Raw genomic sequence first — 17763 nt, 5'->3', positions numbered from 1 at the left:
TCTCTTTAACATGGAGCAAAAATAACATATTGCTACCTAAGCGCCTATACCTAATTAATTATTTAGAATAGCTTTGGCTTCCAGCACATTATCAGTTTGAATAAAATGAGGATGATATTCTTTGGCTTTTAATAAATGTTGGCTTTCATTTGGCGTCCAAAGCTGAAGCTTAAGGCCCGACTGGTGCAATGTCTCCACATTTTCCTGGGTTAGGGTAGAATCAAAGGAGCTAAAGGAAATTCCATCATAGCCCTGTTTTAAAGCATATTCAATGTTGTGTGGCAGCTTTCCATATCCCAATAAATATGTAGGCGTTTCAGGCTGAATTCTCTTCATCTCGTCCAGCACCACCGTGTAATTGGTTTCTACGAAAACCTTTCCTGCAAGTTGAAATTCTTCAATCAATTGTGCAATTTCAGCGGCAATTACCTCCTGGTAAACTTTATTCACGTTATGGCCGGGTATACACTCTTCCTCAAACCAACCCTTTACATCCAGCGACACAAATTTTTGATAATTATTTTCCTTCAGGGCCTGGAAAACCTCTCTAAGGGTGGGAATCCTTTCGTCTTCAGGCAAGCACTGATTGTGGGCGTTAATCTGGCTGGAAACTGAGGTTGGAATGCAAGACAAGTGAATGTTTCCGCAAGCGGGAATTTTGCTGTCATGAAAAACGTAAACAACCGAATCCCGGCTCATCTCAATATCAATCTCCACTCCATCCAATAGCTCCATCGCTTTCAAAATTGATGGCAATGTATTCTCCGTTAATCCCAGTGAATTGTAACCGGTATTCCCGCTTCCCCGGTGGCCAAGAATATAAGGCTCATGGTCCATAGAAACGGCTTGTTGCGATTCTGAACAGCCGGTAGCGATAGATATTAAAAGAAGTAAAAGAAGCGAAATTTTCTGCATGTCCTTTTTTTTAGAAAAGACAAATTTAAGACATCTTTAAATAATTGTTAATTTTTTGTAGTGTGGAGGATTTGACAAGCGGTTCAGGAAGATTTGGAGCAAACCTCAAAAACCCTATAAAACTAAAAAGAAAGGCCTCCATATTTAAAGCCTTTCTTTTCAATTGCATTATTTATTTAAATTTTATAACATCCGTTTTTTACAATTGGTGTAATTCGATTTAATCAAAATAAATAAGTCTGTTATATTTTAACAAAAGAAATGAAGGATGAAAAGGCGCAAAATAAAAGTGACACTTACAAATAAAACCACTGGCCGGATTCTGTGATTTAATTTTGCAGCGCAGGCGGTTTCAGAAATATCGAATAAAATCCGGGTGAAGTGTTGCTCTGATTTTATTCTCAACCATTGAGTTTATTAAGGTTCTCTCTGAACAAATAGACACCCGGTATTTTGTCTTGAAAAAAGAGCAATCATGACCCAGTACCGTTTCGGATACGTATCGTTTGAATTAAGAGTTGGAGACATTGTCAGTCAACTAGATATGCAGGCCATTGTGAATGCTGCCAATGCCGAACTGCGCATTGGCGGGGGCGTGGCCGGGGCCATTCACCGGGCAGCGGGGCCAGGCCTGGAACAGGAATGCCGCCCGCTTGCACCGATAAGACCGGGCGAGGCGGTGATCACCGGGGCGCACAATCTGCCCAACCAATACGTCATCCACTGCCTGGGGCCTGTCTACGGCCGCGATAAACCCGAAGATCGGTTGCTGGCCAACTGCTACCGCAATGCCCTGCAACTTGCGGAGAAGAAAGGAATTTCCTCCATTGCCTTTCCGGCTATTTCCACAGGTGCTTTTGGCTATCCACTGGACGAGGCCGTGGCAATCGCGGTTGACACCATCCTGGATGAAATTCCCAGCCTCAAATCGGTGCAGCATGTGGCGATGGTATTATTTTCAGAACACGATCTGAAGACTCATGAGAATTATCTGAGCAAGAAGTTGAAGTCATGATGCAACTAATCGCATGATTTACCTGCTTATATTAAAATGTACGTATCGTCAACCAATTTAGTCAGGTGCTTTTTCCGGACAGAAGAATGACAGGTGGAAACTGTTCTATATTTTCCACTACTCAGTACCTGACCTAACACCCCTTCCATCCCCCGCAAACCGAAACGCCACCCCCGAAATCACAAACAGCACCGCGAAAAATCCATTCACGCCAATGATCTCATTTACTGAGCTGCCTGGGTAGTGGTGCATGTTGGTTACCAGTGCGATTACGGAAATCAGGATAATGGCGAACGTCATCATGTACAGCGTGTGCTCCATTCCTTTTGCTCTGAAATTGGAGATAATACTACCGATGATCGCGATAAGCACTACACCGATATACAAGAGGTTGCCTGGGTTTGGTCCGGCACCAATGAGGCCCACGGCAAGGTTTGCCCATACCAAAAAGAGGGTTACCCCGATCCCAAGGGCGAAAGCTGCACGGTAGGCTATGGTTGCTGCATTTCTCGTGGCCAGCACGTAGGACATCCCGGTGCCGAACAAGAGTATACCGGCAATTATGAAGTCGCTGAAACTCCAGTTTACTTCATTGGTAAACTGCATAGCAATTAATGGGATCGTTAACAGAGCTGCGGTTAATAGCACAACCGCAATGATTGACTGATAAAATTTTCTTTGGTGTTTCATAATAATTACAATTTTTATTAAAGTACTTTGAGGTGCAAAGTAAAGAAAAAAATTCCTTTGGTGGGTTAATTTTTTCGCACAAATTATTTTAGGCTCCGGGTGTTTTTGAGAGTATGATGGGTTAACAGATAAGTAGAATTCACGGGCTTGAAGAAATAGCGGATGTGCCAGGGATAATTGTTGACCCTAAAGCAAAGCATGATCTTCCTGAGAGGGCGCAAAGGGGGTGTAGTCCTTCCTCTTCTTCACCAAAAAATAGTTCTAAATTCGACCGCTTCTTACATCCGTAAGGCAACGCTGGTTTCATTCCATCTCAATTTGAAGTTTCCGGCAAAAGGATCCCGGATTGCAACCGGTGGAAAAAAGACCGGATTGCTTGCGTAGCCTGCCAACATGGCCCTGGCAGCTTCCGGGTGCTGGTTTTCTTTATGAACAAATCGTTAAATCCATTATTGCCTGAAGATTGGCAGCTGGTGTAAGGATTGATCATTCCAGCTTTTGTTCGGCTCACAGGCGATCTGAAATATGTAAAATATTGAATTACTCTTGCTACTTTTGATTCCTGTCAAGAACACCTGAAAATGCGCTCAAATAGTTTCGTCCGAGTCATTGCCGCAGTCATTTTGGCTTCCTGTATGTCTGTTCTCCCAAGCGTGGCTAAGGGCGGCCCCGTGCTGGACAGTTTAATGCTGGTGTGGGAAAAGGCCAGTGAGGACTCCACAAAAGTAGAAGCGCTATTAAGTCTCAGCAAATACTATTTCAATTCTGATCCCCTGAAGACGGTGAAGTATGGCGAGGAAGCGCTGAAGCTTTCAGAAGAGATGAACTATAAAAAAGGGGCTGCCGTGGCTTTAAAGAACATCGGGATTGGCCACTACATTCAGGGTGATCTGGAAAACGCACTGCTAAGATGGGAATCCTCCCGTGAGGTTTTTGAGGAGATAGGTGATAAACCCGGTGTGGCCAATATTCTCAGCAACCAGGGTGCTGTATATTTCGATCAGGGCTCTTATGAAAAGGCAATGCAGCTATATCTGCAGGCTTTGAAGGTGGCCGAAGAAACCGGTGATAAGCTGCGGATTGCCACCCTTTGCATCAATATAGGGGCTATTTTCAGCGAGAAAGAGGAGACGTTTTCCAGGGCATTGCAATTCTACAACCGTGCGCTCCCCATCAGCGAAGAACTGGAGGATCAGGATGCCATCGGCACTGTGAACAGCAACATTGGAGAGATATATACCAAAATGGAGCAGTATGACTCTGCCCTCCATTTTTTGGAAAAAGCCATAATCGCCTATGAGGGCTCGGCCAATGCTCCTTATGCATTGCTGAAGATTGGTGATGTTTACATTAAAGAGAACAAGCTGGACCTGGCGAAAAATTATGCTGACAGTGCGTTGGCTACTGCCAACCGCCTGAACGCCAAAACTGATGGAGCTAAGGCGCTGCACCAGTTGGGGATCATCGCTGCTGAGCAGGACCGGCCTGAAGATGCTTTGGGTTTCTTAACCCAGGCTGTAGAGGCGGCAACGGAGGCAGGAGCACGGCCGGAAATGAGTAAAATTGCGAAGGACCTTGCCCGTATTTATGCCACAATGGGTGATTTTAAAAATGCATATCATTACCAGAAGCTGCATACCAACCTTGCCGACAGCTTGATGACAGCCGAGACGAATAACAGGCTGGCCCATTTGGTTTTTGGATTTGAAATGGAAAAAAAAGAGGTGCTGATCAATCTGCTCAAAAAGGAGAATGAGGTGCAGGAACTGGAAAAGAACTTTATTATTACCGGCCTTTTCTCTCTCATTATTTTCCTGATCATTGGTTTCTTCCAGATGAAAAAGATCAGGAAGGAGAAGCATAGAAGCGAGAACCTGCTGCTTAATATTTTGCCGGCAGAGGTAGCCGATGAATTGAAACAAAAGGGGCGCGTGGAACCCAGGAACTATGACCGGGCTACCATCATCTTTACCGATTTTCAAAACTTTACCGGAATGTCTGAGCAGCTCTCTGCCCGTGAGGTGGTGGAGATCATCAACCATTGCTTCGCGGAGTTTGACCGTATCGTAACGAAATACGGCCTCGAAAAGATAAAGACAATCGGTGATGCCTACATGGCCGTGGGAGGCCTGACGGGGAATTCGGTTCAGGCTGTGAAGAATGTTGTAATGGCTGGTCTGGAGATGCAACGGTTCATCGCAAATTTAAAAAGCCAGGTGGTAAGCAATATTGATAAAGAACTGGAAATGAGAGTCGGCATCCATACAGGCGCGGTGGTAGCCGGGGTAGTGGGCGTCAAAAAGTTTCAGTATGACATCTGGGGCGATTCCGTCAATACAGCTTCGCGGCTGGAAACTGCCGGGAAACCCGGAAAAGTGAATATTAGCGAAACTACTTACAGTTATATCAGCAAGGACCCCCTCTTTGCTTTTGAAGAACGAGGAATGATCTCAGCAAAAAATAAAGGTGCTATGAGAATGTATTTTGTGGAATTTCAAAACTCAAAATCAATACGCCATCCTGCTGAAGATCTGCAAGAGGCATAAGTGCCTTTTACAAACATTAACCGGCAATTTATCCCCTCATTAATACAATTTCTTCCTGCTCAACCCAGGAATTTATGTCTTCATTTTTTTGATTGAAAATCCGGGCAGGTAATGCATTCAGTAATTTTTTCGCCAGCCGGATTGCTTTGAGAAACTATAAAAAATTAAAAACCACTTAATGCACAAGGTATTATGAATACAAAATTATGTCTGCACAGCTTCGGCCTGTTATTTCAGAGATTCCTTTTTCAAAAAGGAATTCGCAGGGGCATAAAGAACACGCTCATCCTTTTCCTATTCTTGCTTCCCCTTAATGTTGCGGGGCAGTCACTTCAGCTTACGGAATTCGCCATTTTTGGCGGTGATTCGGGAACTTCCGGTAGTGTATCCATTGGTGATGACTTTAATCTGGACAGCGGAGATGTCGGAAGTTATATACAGATCAGCATCCAGGGCAGAATGATAGCCGGAGGAAATATTCACAGCGGAGGAACTGTGATCTTAGAGACCCGGAATAATATTGCCGGGAATATTTCTGCTGCCAATAATAACAGCGTTTCAGGAAACATAGTAAATGCCGGAACCAACGCTGTTTTTACAGGAAATGTAGATGCAAACGGGGATATAAATATTGTTAGCGGTTTTGTGGGAGGCACAGTTACCCTTCCAGCGGGCTCTACCTACAGCGGACCTGTTTCGGGTGGAGGTGTAACGAATGCTGCTCCCTCATTGCCCCAGTTACCTCTGCTGCCTGCGCCTGCTTCTATCCCCGCTGCAGGAACCCAGGATATTACAGCAAGCCAGGCGATCGTCCCCGGGGCTTATGGTGACCTTATTTTATCAAGTGGCAGTGATACCATCACGTTTGATGGGCCCGGTGTGTACGTGTTTAAATCCATCAGCATCAGCGGATCGTCAGCTCATTTTCTTTATGATTTTCAGAACAGCGTTACAGGACAATTATGGATTTACGTGGAAGATGATGCCAGCCTGGGGAAACTTGAAGCAGCCCTAGTAAATGGCGGAGATCCTTCCAGAATTAGAATGGAAGTCCATGGCAGCGGCACCTCATCCGGAGGCTTTGCAGTAAATACGCATAACAGCGCGCAAGGGCTGTGGCTGGGTACGATCTACGCCCCGAACGGTGGGATCAATATAGGTTCCGGATCAGGAAATGTTAAAGTGAAAGGTGCCCTGATCAGCCGTGCGAATATTCAGATCGGGAACAACGTAGCGATGAGGCATATTCCGTTTACTTCTCCGACTATCCTGCCTTATTATCCGCCACCTGTTCTGGGCAAGCATTCTTCTCCGCTTGGATCAGAACTTACCTCCCTCTATCAAAATGCGCATTCCTATTCTGATACGCTTGGAAATATTTTTAACCTGGAAAATGACAGCGTGTATGTGGAGATCATTGCGATAGCCGGTAAATATGATACGCTCCTTGCGCTGCTGCAAACGCACCCTTATGGATTGACGGATATTATCAACAACTGGAAAAGCGATCTCATCATCAGTGGAAAATTCCCTGTCGCCAACCTGTGGAAACTGGATAGCCTTCAGAGCCTTATCAATTTCTGCCGCCCGCTATATCCTCCGCTAAGCAATAGTGGCTTGACGCTCAGCAAAGGCGACAGCTCCATGCGGAGTTTTGTGGCACGGAACGCCTACAATATTGATGGAACAGGGATCAAACTTGGCGTATTGTCAGACAGCTATAACACCATTCCAAATAATCCTGCACTCACTGATGTGCTGAACGGAGACCTTCCCGCTTCGGTCGACATATTACAGGATTACCCATTCGGAAGAAGAACGGATGAGGGCAGGGCAATGCTTCAGATCATCCACGACATCGCACCTGCAGCGGATTTAGCTTTTCGTACAGGCTTCATCAGCGCGAATGATTTTGCACAGGGGATCCTGCAACTTCAGCAGGCAAACTGCGACATCATCCTGGATGACATTACTTATATCACAGAACCTTTCTTCCAGGATGGCGTGGTGGCACAAGCCGTTGATACCGTGGTTGCAAACGGAGCAACGTACTTCAGCGCTGCCGGGAACTATGGAAATAAATCTTACCAGAGTGTTTTTGATTCTGCTATGGCTCCTCCTGGCGTTGTTGGTGGTGCCCACAACTTTGGCGGCAACGATATATTTCAAAAGGTGTCACTGAAACCCGGCACATACACCATCGTATTGCAGTGGGAGGATTCAATCTATTCTAATGGGCAGGTGCTCACGGGTACAGAGAATGATCTTGATATTTACTTGACAGATGACAACGGGGTGGCGCTTTTTGGATTCAACCGGAATAACCTGGGCGGTGATCCGATAGAAATACTTCCTTTCACAGTATTGAATGAAACCACCTCTAATATCATGGTGGTTCGCGCCTCCGGTTCCGGAACCGTAAATTTTAAATACGTGGTCTTCAGGGGGGAGATGACCATTGATGAGCATAACAGCGGCAGCTCTACTATTGTAGGTCAGGCAAATGCTGAAGGTGCCATTGCTGTGGGCGCAGTGTTGTACCTCAATACGCCCATTTTTGGTGTGGATCCACCCACCGTTGCTTCTTTCTCTTCAGTGGGCGGAACGCCTGTAAATGGCGTGGTGCGCAATAAACCGGACATCTGCGCTCCGAACGGGGGCAACACCACCGTAAATCTTGGCGGCCTCAACATAGACAATGATGCCTTCCCTAACTTTTTCGGGACTTCAGCGGCAGCGCCTCATGCAGCGGGCGTTGCGGCTCTCCTAATGCAGGCGAAGCATAAATTTTACAATGATTCATTTAGCGCAACTCAAATGCGCACACTTTTAAGCTCCACCGCCATTGATATGGATGCTCCGGGTTTCGACTTTCAGACCGGAAATGGATTTGTAAATGCGCAGGCAGCTATGTTTACTTTAGGTACACCCATTCCTACCCTGTCAGAACTGGCCTATGATACTTCAAAGGTGCCGGGAACGCAGCCCTTTGTTCTCAACTTAGAAGGGGAGTATTTTTCTCCGCAATCCAAAGTATTGCTTCAGGGCGATACGCTGCCTACAGCCTTTCTGAACGAGACTCAGTTGACTGCAACGGTTCCGCCTTTCCTGGGAAATCCGGGTGTGCATGTATATAATCCGCCATTCTCCCCCAGCGGTCTGGATGGTGGAAGTTCTGATACCCTCCGTTTTTTCAATTCGGTGAAGCATACAATTGCAATAACGGCTAATGACACAGCTAAAAAATTCGGTGAGAAGTTGCCTGAGTTTAGGGCTTCAATAACGGTGGATGGAATTCCGATGGACAGCACCGCTTACTCACTGTCCGACCTGGGCCTTGACAGCCTGATGTTCCTCACACCAGCCGTCAGCACCAGCAATACCGGAATATATTTTATCAGGCCTTACCTGGATGATACCAACAGTACGGATACATCCGTAGTTTTTGAATATCAATTCTTTGATGGACTGCTGACCATTGAAAAGCTGCCGGTGCTCATAAAGCCCGAAAATTTAACTCTGGATTTTCGTGATCCGATTGGAGCTTTTAATTTCATTTATATCTATGATGAATCAAATATTGATTCTGCTGAGCGGGAAACATTCCGTAATAACCTTATCCATGAACATCAGAGCAACCTGGTGGAAAATGCATTTGCGCTGGTGGATGGCCGGGCGCTCGTTAATGGCCGCCCGCTCGTGAATTCTGACATTCAGGACCTGACATTTCTGGTGAGCGCACGCGCATTGGTAAATGGAAGGCCCCTGGTCAATGGCCGGCCTCTGGTCAACAACGTTGTGCCTGATACCCTGCAAATTATTGATGTAGCATTAGCTTCAATTTTTCAATATCAGGATAATCCTGACTCTGCTGCGTTGGTGAGTGCAAGGCCTCTTGTAAACGCGAGAGCCCTTGTGAACGCCAGGGCGCTGGTGAACGGGAGAGCGCTCGTTAACGGGCGTCCGCTGGTAAACGGAAGGCCATTGGTTAACAACAGTACCCTGCCCGATTCAGGTGGTGCAGATGTGGTGGTGATCATAGATTCACTTGATGCTTATGCTCCGCCAGACGATTCCGTTACGGGACTATTGCCAATAACCATGATCACAGGAACCTCGGAAGGCATTCATAAGGTGGTGCCGGGCGCCCTTATTTCTGAAAACTTCGATGTGAGTTATGACCTCGGGACGCTGGAGATACTACCCCTTGCAGCAGGAAACTTTCTTGGGTATGCCGTAGATATTCATGGTGATTATGCCATTGCATCTGCTCCAAGAACCAGCAATCATAAAGGGGCCGTTTATATTCTTTTCAATGACAATGGAGATTGGAAGCAGCAAGCCAAAATATTTGCAAGTGATAGCACTGCGAAGGATAAGTTTGGATCATCCGTAGCCATTTCGGATAAATATGCCATTGTGGGCGCCCCTGAGGTTAATGACAGCGGCAACTTTAGCGGTGCAGCGTACATCTTCGAGCGGCAGGGAGTTCACTGGACGCAAAAGGCCAGGATCATCCCTGCAGACAATCAGACTGGCGACTGGTATGGTTACAGTGTCGGAATTTCTGGCGACTATGCCATTGTAGGCGCACTGGGAGATGATGACAAGGGCCCGCAATCCGGTTCGGCCTATCTCTTCTTCCGCAACGGAAACGGAGATTGGGAGCTGCAAACCAAGCTTACAGCAGCAGACGGTTGGGCGAATGATTATTTCGGTTTTTCTGTGGATCTGACGGAAACGGATGCCATTGTAGGTGCGCACCGTAATAATGATAACGGAACCCACAGCGGTTCCGCCTATATTTTTAATCGAAATGGAACAACCTGGAGCCAGCAGGCTAAGCTTCTTGCATCAAATGCCAACCTTAAAGACAGCTTTGGATACAGCGTCAGCATTCATGGAGACGATGCAATGGTAGGTGCCATAGGCGTAGACTCTCCGGCAACAAATGCAGGTTCCGTCTATATCTTTTCCAGGAATGGAACCACCTGGAGCCAGCAAGCCAGGTTCGTTTCGGATGATGCCGGTGCAGGTGAACAATTCGGATCGGCTATCAGCCTTGAAACGGATTCTGCTTTGGTTGGCGTTTACCTGGATGAACCCAATGGACTGCGTAGCGGCTCTTCTTATTTATTCGTCCGTAGCGGCACTTCATGGATTCAGGACAGAAAAATGACGGCTCCAAGCCCTAAATTTCTTGACGATTTTGGTTTCACTGTTGGCATTTCCAACAACTTCGCGATAGTAGGGGCAAAAGGAGATGACTCCAGAGGTGGCAGTGCGGGAGCGGTCTATATCTTTAACCTGGCCTACAGCCCCATGTTGATACCGGACAATGAGAATGATTACGTGAAATTCATCGAAGGGATGGCTGGCGCTGGATCTGTTGTAATGCTACATTCCGTTGAAGGCAGTTCTGAATCAGCCATTCGGGAGGCGAAAGGGTCGCAGGTTCGCATTTATCCAAATCCTGCCGGTGATGAAGTGAACATTACCTGGGAGGCCTCGAAAGGGGAGGGTGTTGTAGAATTCATTGACGGGAAAGGAACTATCGTTAAACGCCACAACAATCAGGGACCCATTGATATTGGAGATTTAAAGCAGGGCCTGTATGTGGTGCGGGTCAGGATCAATGCAGCGGTTTCTTATCATAAACTTCTTGTTGTGCGATAGCATAGCCTTTTCCTCAGAACGTCCTTCGGGCAATAGCCGGAAGGGCGTTCCGGGGTTTATTTTAAATGCTAAACCACTGAATTAATTTCCGGATTATTCTGTTTCTGTATTTTTGAAATCCAATAGTTAATTTTTAAAATTAAACGATGAAAAATACCACTTTCCTTTTGTTAGCTCTTTTAATGCTTTCCCTGGGCACTGCATGCAAAAAAGATAATAATAATGATGATGATAAAAAAGACGATCCACAGGTAGACACGGAAAAGCCCACACTGAACCTTGTGCAACCGATAGAGGGGGCGACTTTTGAAAATGGCGATACTATGCATATTCATGCAGTCATTACGGATAATGAAACCGTACATGATGTGGCGGTAGCGATTACCCGCACAAATGACGATTCAGAGATCTTTCATGCGCATTATCATTTTGATGCAGCCTCCGCTGAGGTGGATACCTTTTACATTATTTCGGTCCCCATTCACAGCGACCTGATACTGAGAGTAGAGGCATCAGACCATTCCGAGAATGATACGGCCATTTCGCGGGGATATCATATCATGATGTAATTCGGAAATATCCTGCATTCCCAGGATCAGTGAGGGCTGTAGTTCGGAGCTTCTTTTACGATTGTAACGTCATGGGGATGGCTTTCTCTGATCCCGGCTGAAGTAATGAGCACAAACTTGTTTTGCATGAGATCCTCAATGGTTGCCGCTCCGCAATAGCCCATTCCAGCCCGCAGGCCACCGATGTATTGATACATTACCTCACTCAGGCTACCTTTAAACGGCATTCTCCCAACGATCCCTTCGGCCACGAGCTTTTTGATCTCATCTTCCGGATCCTGAAAATAGCGGTCGCCCGATCCTTCCTTCATGGCCTCTACGGAACCCATTCCCCGGTAAAGCTTAAATTTCCGCCCCTCATTGATTACGGTTTCTCCGGGAGCCTCTTCAACCCCAGCGAACAGCGAACCAGCCATTATGGTGCTTGCTCCGCCAACAATAGCTTTTACAATATCTCCGGAATAGCGAATGCCACCGTCTGCGATTACCGGAATATTATAGGGCACCAGCGCCCGGACGCATTCGATGATGGCTGAAAGCTGCGGATACCCGATGCCCGCTATAATGCGTGTGGTACAAATGGAGCCCGGACCCACGCCTACCTTTACAGCATTTGCACCCGCCTGAGCCAGGTTGACGGCCGCATCTGCGGTGGCTACGTTTCCGGCTATGATCTCAAGGTCCGGAAAATTTTCCCGGAGTTGTTTCACTGCTTCAATTACGCCCTTGCTGTTTCCGTGAGCCGTATCCAGAGAAACAACATCCACGCTCGCTTTTATCAGCGCCTGTACGCGTTCCAGCATATCAGGCGTTACGCCAATGGCCGCGCCTACCCGCAGCCTGCCAAAATGATCTTTACAGGCACGAGGGTGATCCTTAACTTTCTTTATATCCTTGAAAGTTACCAGGCCGATGAGTTTACCTTCTCCGGTTACCACCGGTAACTTCTCTATTTTATATTGCTGAAGAAGTTGCTCTGCTTCCTTGAGATCAATGCCTTCCGGTGCGGTAACCAGATTTTCTTTGGTCATGATCTCTGAAACGTTGCGCGTGAGGTCTTTTTCAAACCTCAGATCGCGGTTGGTGAGGATGCCGACCAGAATTTCGTCTTTATCCACAATAGGAATACCTCCGATCTTATTCTCGCGCATTATCTCTACGGCCTCAGAGAGCCGCGCATCTTTCGAAAGCGTGATCGGATCTTTGATCATCCCGCTTTCAGAGCGCTTTACCTTTCTTACTTCATCGGCTTGCCGGGCTATGCTCATATTTTTATGAATAAAGCCCAATCCCCCTTCCCGTGCAATGGCGATGGCCAGCGCATATTCGGTTACTGTATCCATAGCAGCCGAAACGATGGGAATATTAATGGTAATGTTTGTGGTGAGGCGGGTGGTGAGATCTACCTGATACGGGAGTACCTGGGAATATGCCGGAACAACCAGCACGTCATCGTAAGTCAATCCCTGGCTTACGAATTTTTCATTGGAATTTGTCATGTTGCAAATGGCTTAAATAATAAAGACCTATTTGCGGTGCAAAATTAGGCAATGTTTGGATGAACTTCATAGCATAGATTTTTTAAAGAAGGGTGAAGTGGCAAGGGATAATGAAATGTTTTTCTTTTAAACCGTTACAAGAATTTTCTGCTGACATTCGCGCAATCATCCACATTATCAATCCAAGAAGGTACAAACATGAAAGCAATCAGCGCCAGGCTTGCCGGCAATGCCATTATACTAATATTGGTGCTCGTTATTGGCTTTTACCTGCTCGTGTTATTCGGCCTTGTTCCGTATCAGGTGGTTTGGGGTGGACGGCTGGAAACGGCTAAGGAAATGTATGTTTTTGAATTCCTTTCCATAGTGATCAATCTCCTCATTATTGCCGTGGTTGCCATGCATGCCGGATACCTGAAACCACTTTTCTCAAAAAAATCACTGAAAATACTGTTTTGGATATTCGCCATACTTTTTGCGCTGAATACCATTGGAAACATTTTGGCCGAGAACACATGGGAAACCATCATTTTTGGCCCGCTCACTTTCTTCCTGTCCCTTTTATTTTTCCGGCTTGCTACAGAGAAAACGGATGACCGGAAGGAGACCGATTAAAAAGGGACTTCCATTAAGCACCAGGAATATTAGTATTTACGAAACCGGCCTGCACTGTTATTTTTTCAAACATTTTATTCAAAATATGATTAAAAATGGCAGTTATGAAAACGACAGGCTATGAAAAATATCCGGAGCTGAATATATTGGATGGCATCCGTGATTTCGTTATTAATCCTCAAAAGCGTTATGAACAATTTTATTAAACCGGCTTACTATATTTTTTGTCTTTTGCTGGCCATATCCGTTTCCCAATGCAAGGAGCAAAATGGGGATGGCAAACAAACCGCTACCGGGCAGCAGGAAAGAGACTCAAATGAACGGTCGCTTGCAAGCGCTACCGGGACTGAGTTTACCTACCTCATCGTGGTGGATGATGAACTGAACACTCCGGAATTCAGGCAATCGCTCAGTGAAATTTTGCATGATCCTTTTTCGGGGCTGGTTTCCAAAGAATCTTCACTAAAGCCTTCCTTTCTTACGGCTGATGCATTCAGTGGTTTGCAAAAGCGCCAGGCTAATTTGCTCTTTCTTTCCAGCCGCGCAAATGATGATGCTATGGGCGTGATGCTGGAGGTGTTTTCGCAGGAAAGCGTAGCAGAAGCTATGGAGGGCCGGGGAATATTGACGGACAAAAATTTGTGGGCCCGGCCTCAGCAACTGGCCTATATTCCTGCACAAAATGAAAACGAAATCCTGGAAACTCTCCGGCAGAATAAAAGGCTGCTGCTCAACATGTTTGACCGAAACGAGCGGCAGCGCGTGTATAGCATTATATATCCTGAACGTGGACAAAATGAAAAGACAGAGCAGCTAAGGAGCGCCCTGGGTGTTCAGTTGAAGATTCCCGCCATTTACAGAGTAGCAAAAGAGCTTAGTGACCAGGAGGAGGAAGATAAACTGTTGCAAACCGGGTTGAAAACCTTTTTCTGGATTCGGAATGATACGCGGAATGTGGCCAACAATATTCTGGTGTATACCCAGGATTACACGAGCGAGGAACAATTAACGCAGTCTTATATAATAAACCTTCGGAACAAGGTAGGAGAGGCTTTCGTGCCGGGGCCTACGGATACTTCTTATATGCAAACGGAGCCGATAATAGAGCCTGCCATGAGCCGGTCTACGCTCAACGATCTGCCGGTCGTGATCAATCGTGGCCATTGGCGCGTGGAAGGTGATTTTATGGGCGGCCCCTTTACCAATTTCACATTGCTGGATGAAAAGAACAACAGGGTGATCACGTTGGATGGATTCGTTTATGCTCCTGATCAGGCAAAATTGCCTTTTATCAAGCGCCTCGAAATTATTTTCTCCACCCTGAAAGTGGAATGAAATAAGCAAGTAGCACAGCGCCTAAGCGTATAAAAGTTTTATGAAGAAAATATCATCTATTATCCTGTTCCTTGTTTTTGCAGCGACCACCGCACCCATCATTGCACAGGATACCGAAGAACAGCTTGCAATCCAGCATTACCAGGAAGGAGAATTTGACAAAGCGCTCCCGATGTTTGAAAAGCTTTTTTGGAAAAATTCCGAAAGCAATTATCTCTACGATTATTATTTTAATACAATGATGAAGCTTCGCGAATATGACGAAGCGGAAAAATCATTGAAAAAGCTGACACGTAAACATCCTGAAAATCCCGGCTATTATGTAGATCTGGGTTATGTTTATGAGCAGGCCGGAGATAAAAAGAAAAGCGAGGAAGCCTATACCGAGGCCATCAATGAACTGACGGTTGATATGGGCAAAATTTCACGGGTGGCCAACGCTTTTATCCGCAGGCAGAAAACCGAATATGCCATCCAGGCTTACCTGAAAGCGCGACAGTTGATGCGCGATAAGAACCTATTGGCGGTGCAGCTTGCCACGCTTTATCAGCAGCAGGGAGATTTAGAGAAAATGATGGAGGAGCATCTGAATATGCTTCGGGAAAGCCCCGGGTATTTGGAATCCATGCAAAACAACCTGCAGGATCTGGTAGTGGACGACCAGAACTATGAGGAACTCCGGGTGATCTTATTGAAGAAGGTACAAAGTGAACCCAACAGCCGGCAACTAACAGAATTGCTTAGCTGGCTTTTCGTACAGAAAAAAGATTTCCGGGCAGCGCTTGTGCAGCTTAAAGCGTTGGACAGGCGGATGAAGGAGCAGGGAGAACGCCTGTTGCCACTTGCTGAAATTGCGATGAGCAATGGTGCTTACGATGTAGCCGAAGATATTTATACATACATCGCAAGCCTGGGCGAAGAGGGGTATTATTACCAGGCGGCAAAGCGCGGATTTCTCAGGATACGCTATGACCGCATTACAAAACTCAATAACTATAGCAGAGAAGACCTCACCGGACTGGTGGCGGCATACGAAGATTTTCTGCAGGACTATCATGCGCGCGATGCAATTTGGGCTGAAGCCGTCATGAATAACGCAAAGATCAAAGCGGTTTATCTTGATGAGCCGGAGGAGGCGATCAACTACATTGACCCGGTGATTGAGGGACTTTCGCTGGATAGATTTACAAAGGCGGAAGCCAAAATTGCCAAAGCGGATTACATGGTAATGGCGAACGATATTTGGGAAGCTGCCCTGCTTTATAAACAAGTGCAGCAGGATTTCAAGGATCATCCGCTCGGCTCAATGGCGAAATTCAAGGATGCAAGACTGTCCTTTTACCGTGGTGAATTTGAATGGGCCAAAGCGCAGTTGGACGTGCTGAAAGGCTCTACATCTGAACTGATCTCCAATGACGCGCTGCAGCTTTCTATGACGATAACCGATAACCTCGGGCTCGACACCACCGATGTTCCGCTAAAACTGTTTGCGGAAGCGGATTTCAATTTCTTCCAGAACAAGTTTGCAACGGCTGAAGCGAAGTTTGATACGATCCTGCTAAAATTCCCCGGCCACAGCCTCACAGACGAAATACATTACAGGCGTGGAAATATTCGCTCCAGGCAACGGAAATTTCAGGAAGCTGTAGAGTATTATGCTAAGGTGTATACGCTGTTCGGAGATGACATTCTTGCGGATGATGCGCTCTTTAAAGCCGCAACCATCTACCAAAACTCGCTTAACAACAATGAAAAAGCTAAGGAGCTATACGAGAAACTCATCCTGAAACATCCTGACAGCATTTACGCTGTGGAGGCCCGGAAGCGCTACCGGTTGTTGCGGGGCGATATTATGAATTGAAAGAATTCAACTTCATCATTCTCCACACTGAGAATGGCTGCGTAAATTCAAATTTTGATTTTTTGTATTTATTGAAAGAACAATGGATTTTATTTTTAATAAATTAAAATATTCCATTTTTGCCTTCAGAAAGCGTTTTAGATAATTCCCTAGTATATCAATGAAAAAGAGAAAAATCCTTTTTATCAGCAACCCGATTTCAGGTGGCAGGTCGAAAAGCGGACTCAGGGATGTAATAAAGAAGCAGCTTTGGAAGGAACGGTTTAAGGGGGAGATAACAGAAACGGAAAGGCCAGGCCATGCAACTGAACTCGCTGCCGGGGCCGTTGCAGCAGGTTTCGATTCCGTTGTAGCCTGCGGAGGCGATGGCACTGTAAACGAAACGGCTGCCAGCCTCACCGGTACAGACGTTAAGCTCGGAATCCTGCCGTTTGGCTCCGGAAATGGATTGGCCCGGCACCTCAAAATTCCCCTCTCCATTCCGCAGGCGCTCCAGCGGATAAACCGCTATCGCAGCAAGCGCATAGATGCGGCTTATGCAAATGAGCACGTATTCTTTAATGTGAGCGGGGTAGGGTTCGATGCCTTTGTAGGTGATGCCTTTTCCAAGACGAAAAGCCGCGGATTCTACTCCTATGCACGGTCGGTGGCCAGCAGCCTCCGTCAATATAAACCCTCCCGGATAGAGATTCAATGCCCTGAAGGAAGTTTTCATGATAAAGCATTTATAGTAAGCTTTGCCAATTCTTCACAATATGGCAATGGCGCCTGCATCAATCCTTCAGGAAAAATTAATGACGGACGAATTGAAATTTGCATTTTAGAGCCATTCCCGATTTTTCAGGCACCGCATATTATGGGTTTAATATTTAAGCAAAAAATTTTTAAGTCGTCCTATTTCAAATCATTTTCAGTAAAAGAAGCGGTGATAAAATGCGGGAAAGATGGCTTTTTGCATATTGATGGCGAACCCTATCCGGCCACAGATGAAATCCGTTTGCGGGTGGAACAAAAAGCGCTGCGCGTAATTGTTTAATAATAA

Annotated in this window: 11 protein-coding genes; 8 read left to right on the top strand and 3 right to left on the bottom strand. The window is 46.2% G+C overall.

What is annotated here, in order from left to right:
* Positions 1-54 precede the first annotated feature (54 nt).
* A complete protein-coding gene (locus tag WD077_06580; GenBank protein ID MEX0966885.1) occupies positions 55-915 on the bottom strand; it encodes a glycerophosphodiester phosphodiesterase in 861 nt (286 codons plus the stop codon).
* A gap of 475 nt (positions 916-1390) precedes the next feature.
* Here WD077_06580 and WD077_06575 point away from each other — a divergent pair, with 475 nt between their 5' ends.
* A complete protein-coding gene (locus WD077_06575; protein MEX0966884.1) occupies positions 1391-1930 on the top strand; it encodes a macro domain-containing protein in 540 nt (179 codons plus the stop codon).
* A 117-nt stretch (positions 1931-2047) separates the two neighbouring features.
* Here the strand turns inward: WD077_06575 and WD077_06570 are convergent, their stop codons facing one another.
* A complete protein-coding gene (locus tag WD077_06570) occupies positions 2048-2620 on the bottom strand; it encodes a hypothetical protein (protein ID MEX0966883.1) in 573 nt (190 codons plus the stop codon).
* A 635-nt stretch (positions 2621-3255) separates the two neighbouring features.
* Here WD077_06570 and WD077_06565 point away from each other — a divergent pair.
* The 3 genes from WD077_06565 (at position 3256) to WD077_06555 (ending at position 11411) form a co-directional block, all read left to right on the top strand.
* Entirely contained in the window at positions 3256-5166 is a 1911-nt protein-coding gene (locus WD077_06565) for an adenylate/guanylate cyclase domain-containing protein (GenBank protein ID MEX0966882.1), read from the top strand.
* Between the two features lie 192 nt (positions 5167-5358).
* Positions 5359-10842, top strand: coding sequence for a S8 family serine peptidase (locus WD077_06560; protein ID MEX0966881.1), 5484 nt, complete (start codon positions 5359-5361; stop codon positions 10840-10842).
* A gap of 146 nt (positions 10843-10988) precedes the next feature.
* Positions 10989-11411, top strand: a complete 423-nt coding sequence (locus WD077_06555) for a DUF4625 domain-containing protein (protein ID MEX0966880.1) — start codon at positions 10989-10991, stop codon at positions 11409-11411.
* 26 nt (positions 11412-11437) lie between these two features.
* On the opposite strand, the gene guaB is transcribed toward WD077_06555, so the two are convergent.
* Positions 11438-12910, bottom strand: coding sequence for an IMP dehydrogenase (guaB, locus tag WD077_06550; protein ID MEX0966879.1), 1473 nt, complete (start codon positions 12908-12910; stop codon positions 11438-11440).
* A gap of 198 nt (positions 12911-13108) precedes the next feature.
* Between guaB and WD077_06545 the strand changes: the two genes are divergently transcribed.
* The 4 genes from WD077_06545 (at position 13109) to WD077_06530 (ending at position 17757) form a co-directional block, all read left to right on the top strand.
* Positions 13109-13525 carry a hypothetical protein gene (locus WD077_06545; protein ID MEX0966878.1) on the top strand — a complete coding sequence of 139 codons (417 nt, stop codon included), beginning with the start codon at positions 13109-13111 and terminating at the stop codon, positions 13523-13525.
* A 189-nt stretch (positions 13526-13714) separates the two neighbouring features.
* Positions 13715-14860, top strand: coding sequence for a DUF4837 family protein (locus WD077_06540; GenBank protein ID MEX0966877.1), 1146 nt, complete (start codon positions 13715-13717; stop codon positions 14858-14860).
* Positions 14861-14900: 40 nt separating this feature from the next.
* Positions 14901-16721: a tetratricopeptide repeat protein gene (locus WD077_06535; GenBank protein MEX0966876.1), complete on the top strand. Its 1821-nt coding sequence runs from the start codon at positions 14901-14903 to the stop codon at positions 16719-16721.
* A 160-nt stretch (positions 16722-16881) separates the two neighbouring features.
* The gene (locus WD077_06530; GenBank protein ID MEX0966875.1) at positions 16882-17757 is read left to right on the top strand and encodes a diacylglycerol kinase family protein; all 876 of its coding nucleotides are present in this window, start codon (positions 16882-16884) and stop codon (positions 17755-17757) included.
* Positions 17758-17763 lie beyond the last annotated feature (6 nt).

This window comes from Bacteroidia bacterium (assembly GCA_040880525.1).
GTDB lineage: Bacteria > Bacteroidota > Bacteroidia > CAILMK01 > JBBDIG01 > JBBDIG01.
The sequence above is the reverse complement of the archived record's forward strand: the minus strand, read 5'-3'. Positions and strand labels throughout refer to the sequence as shown.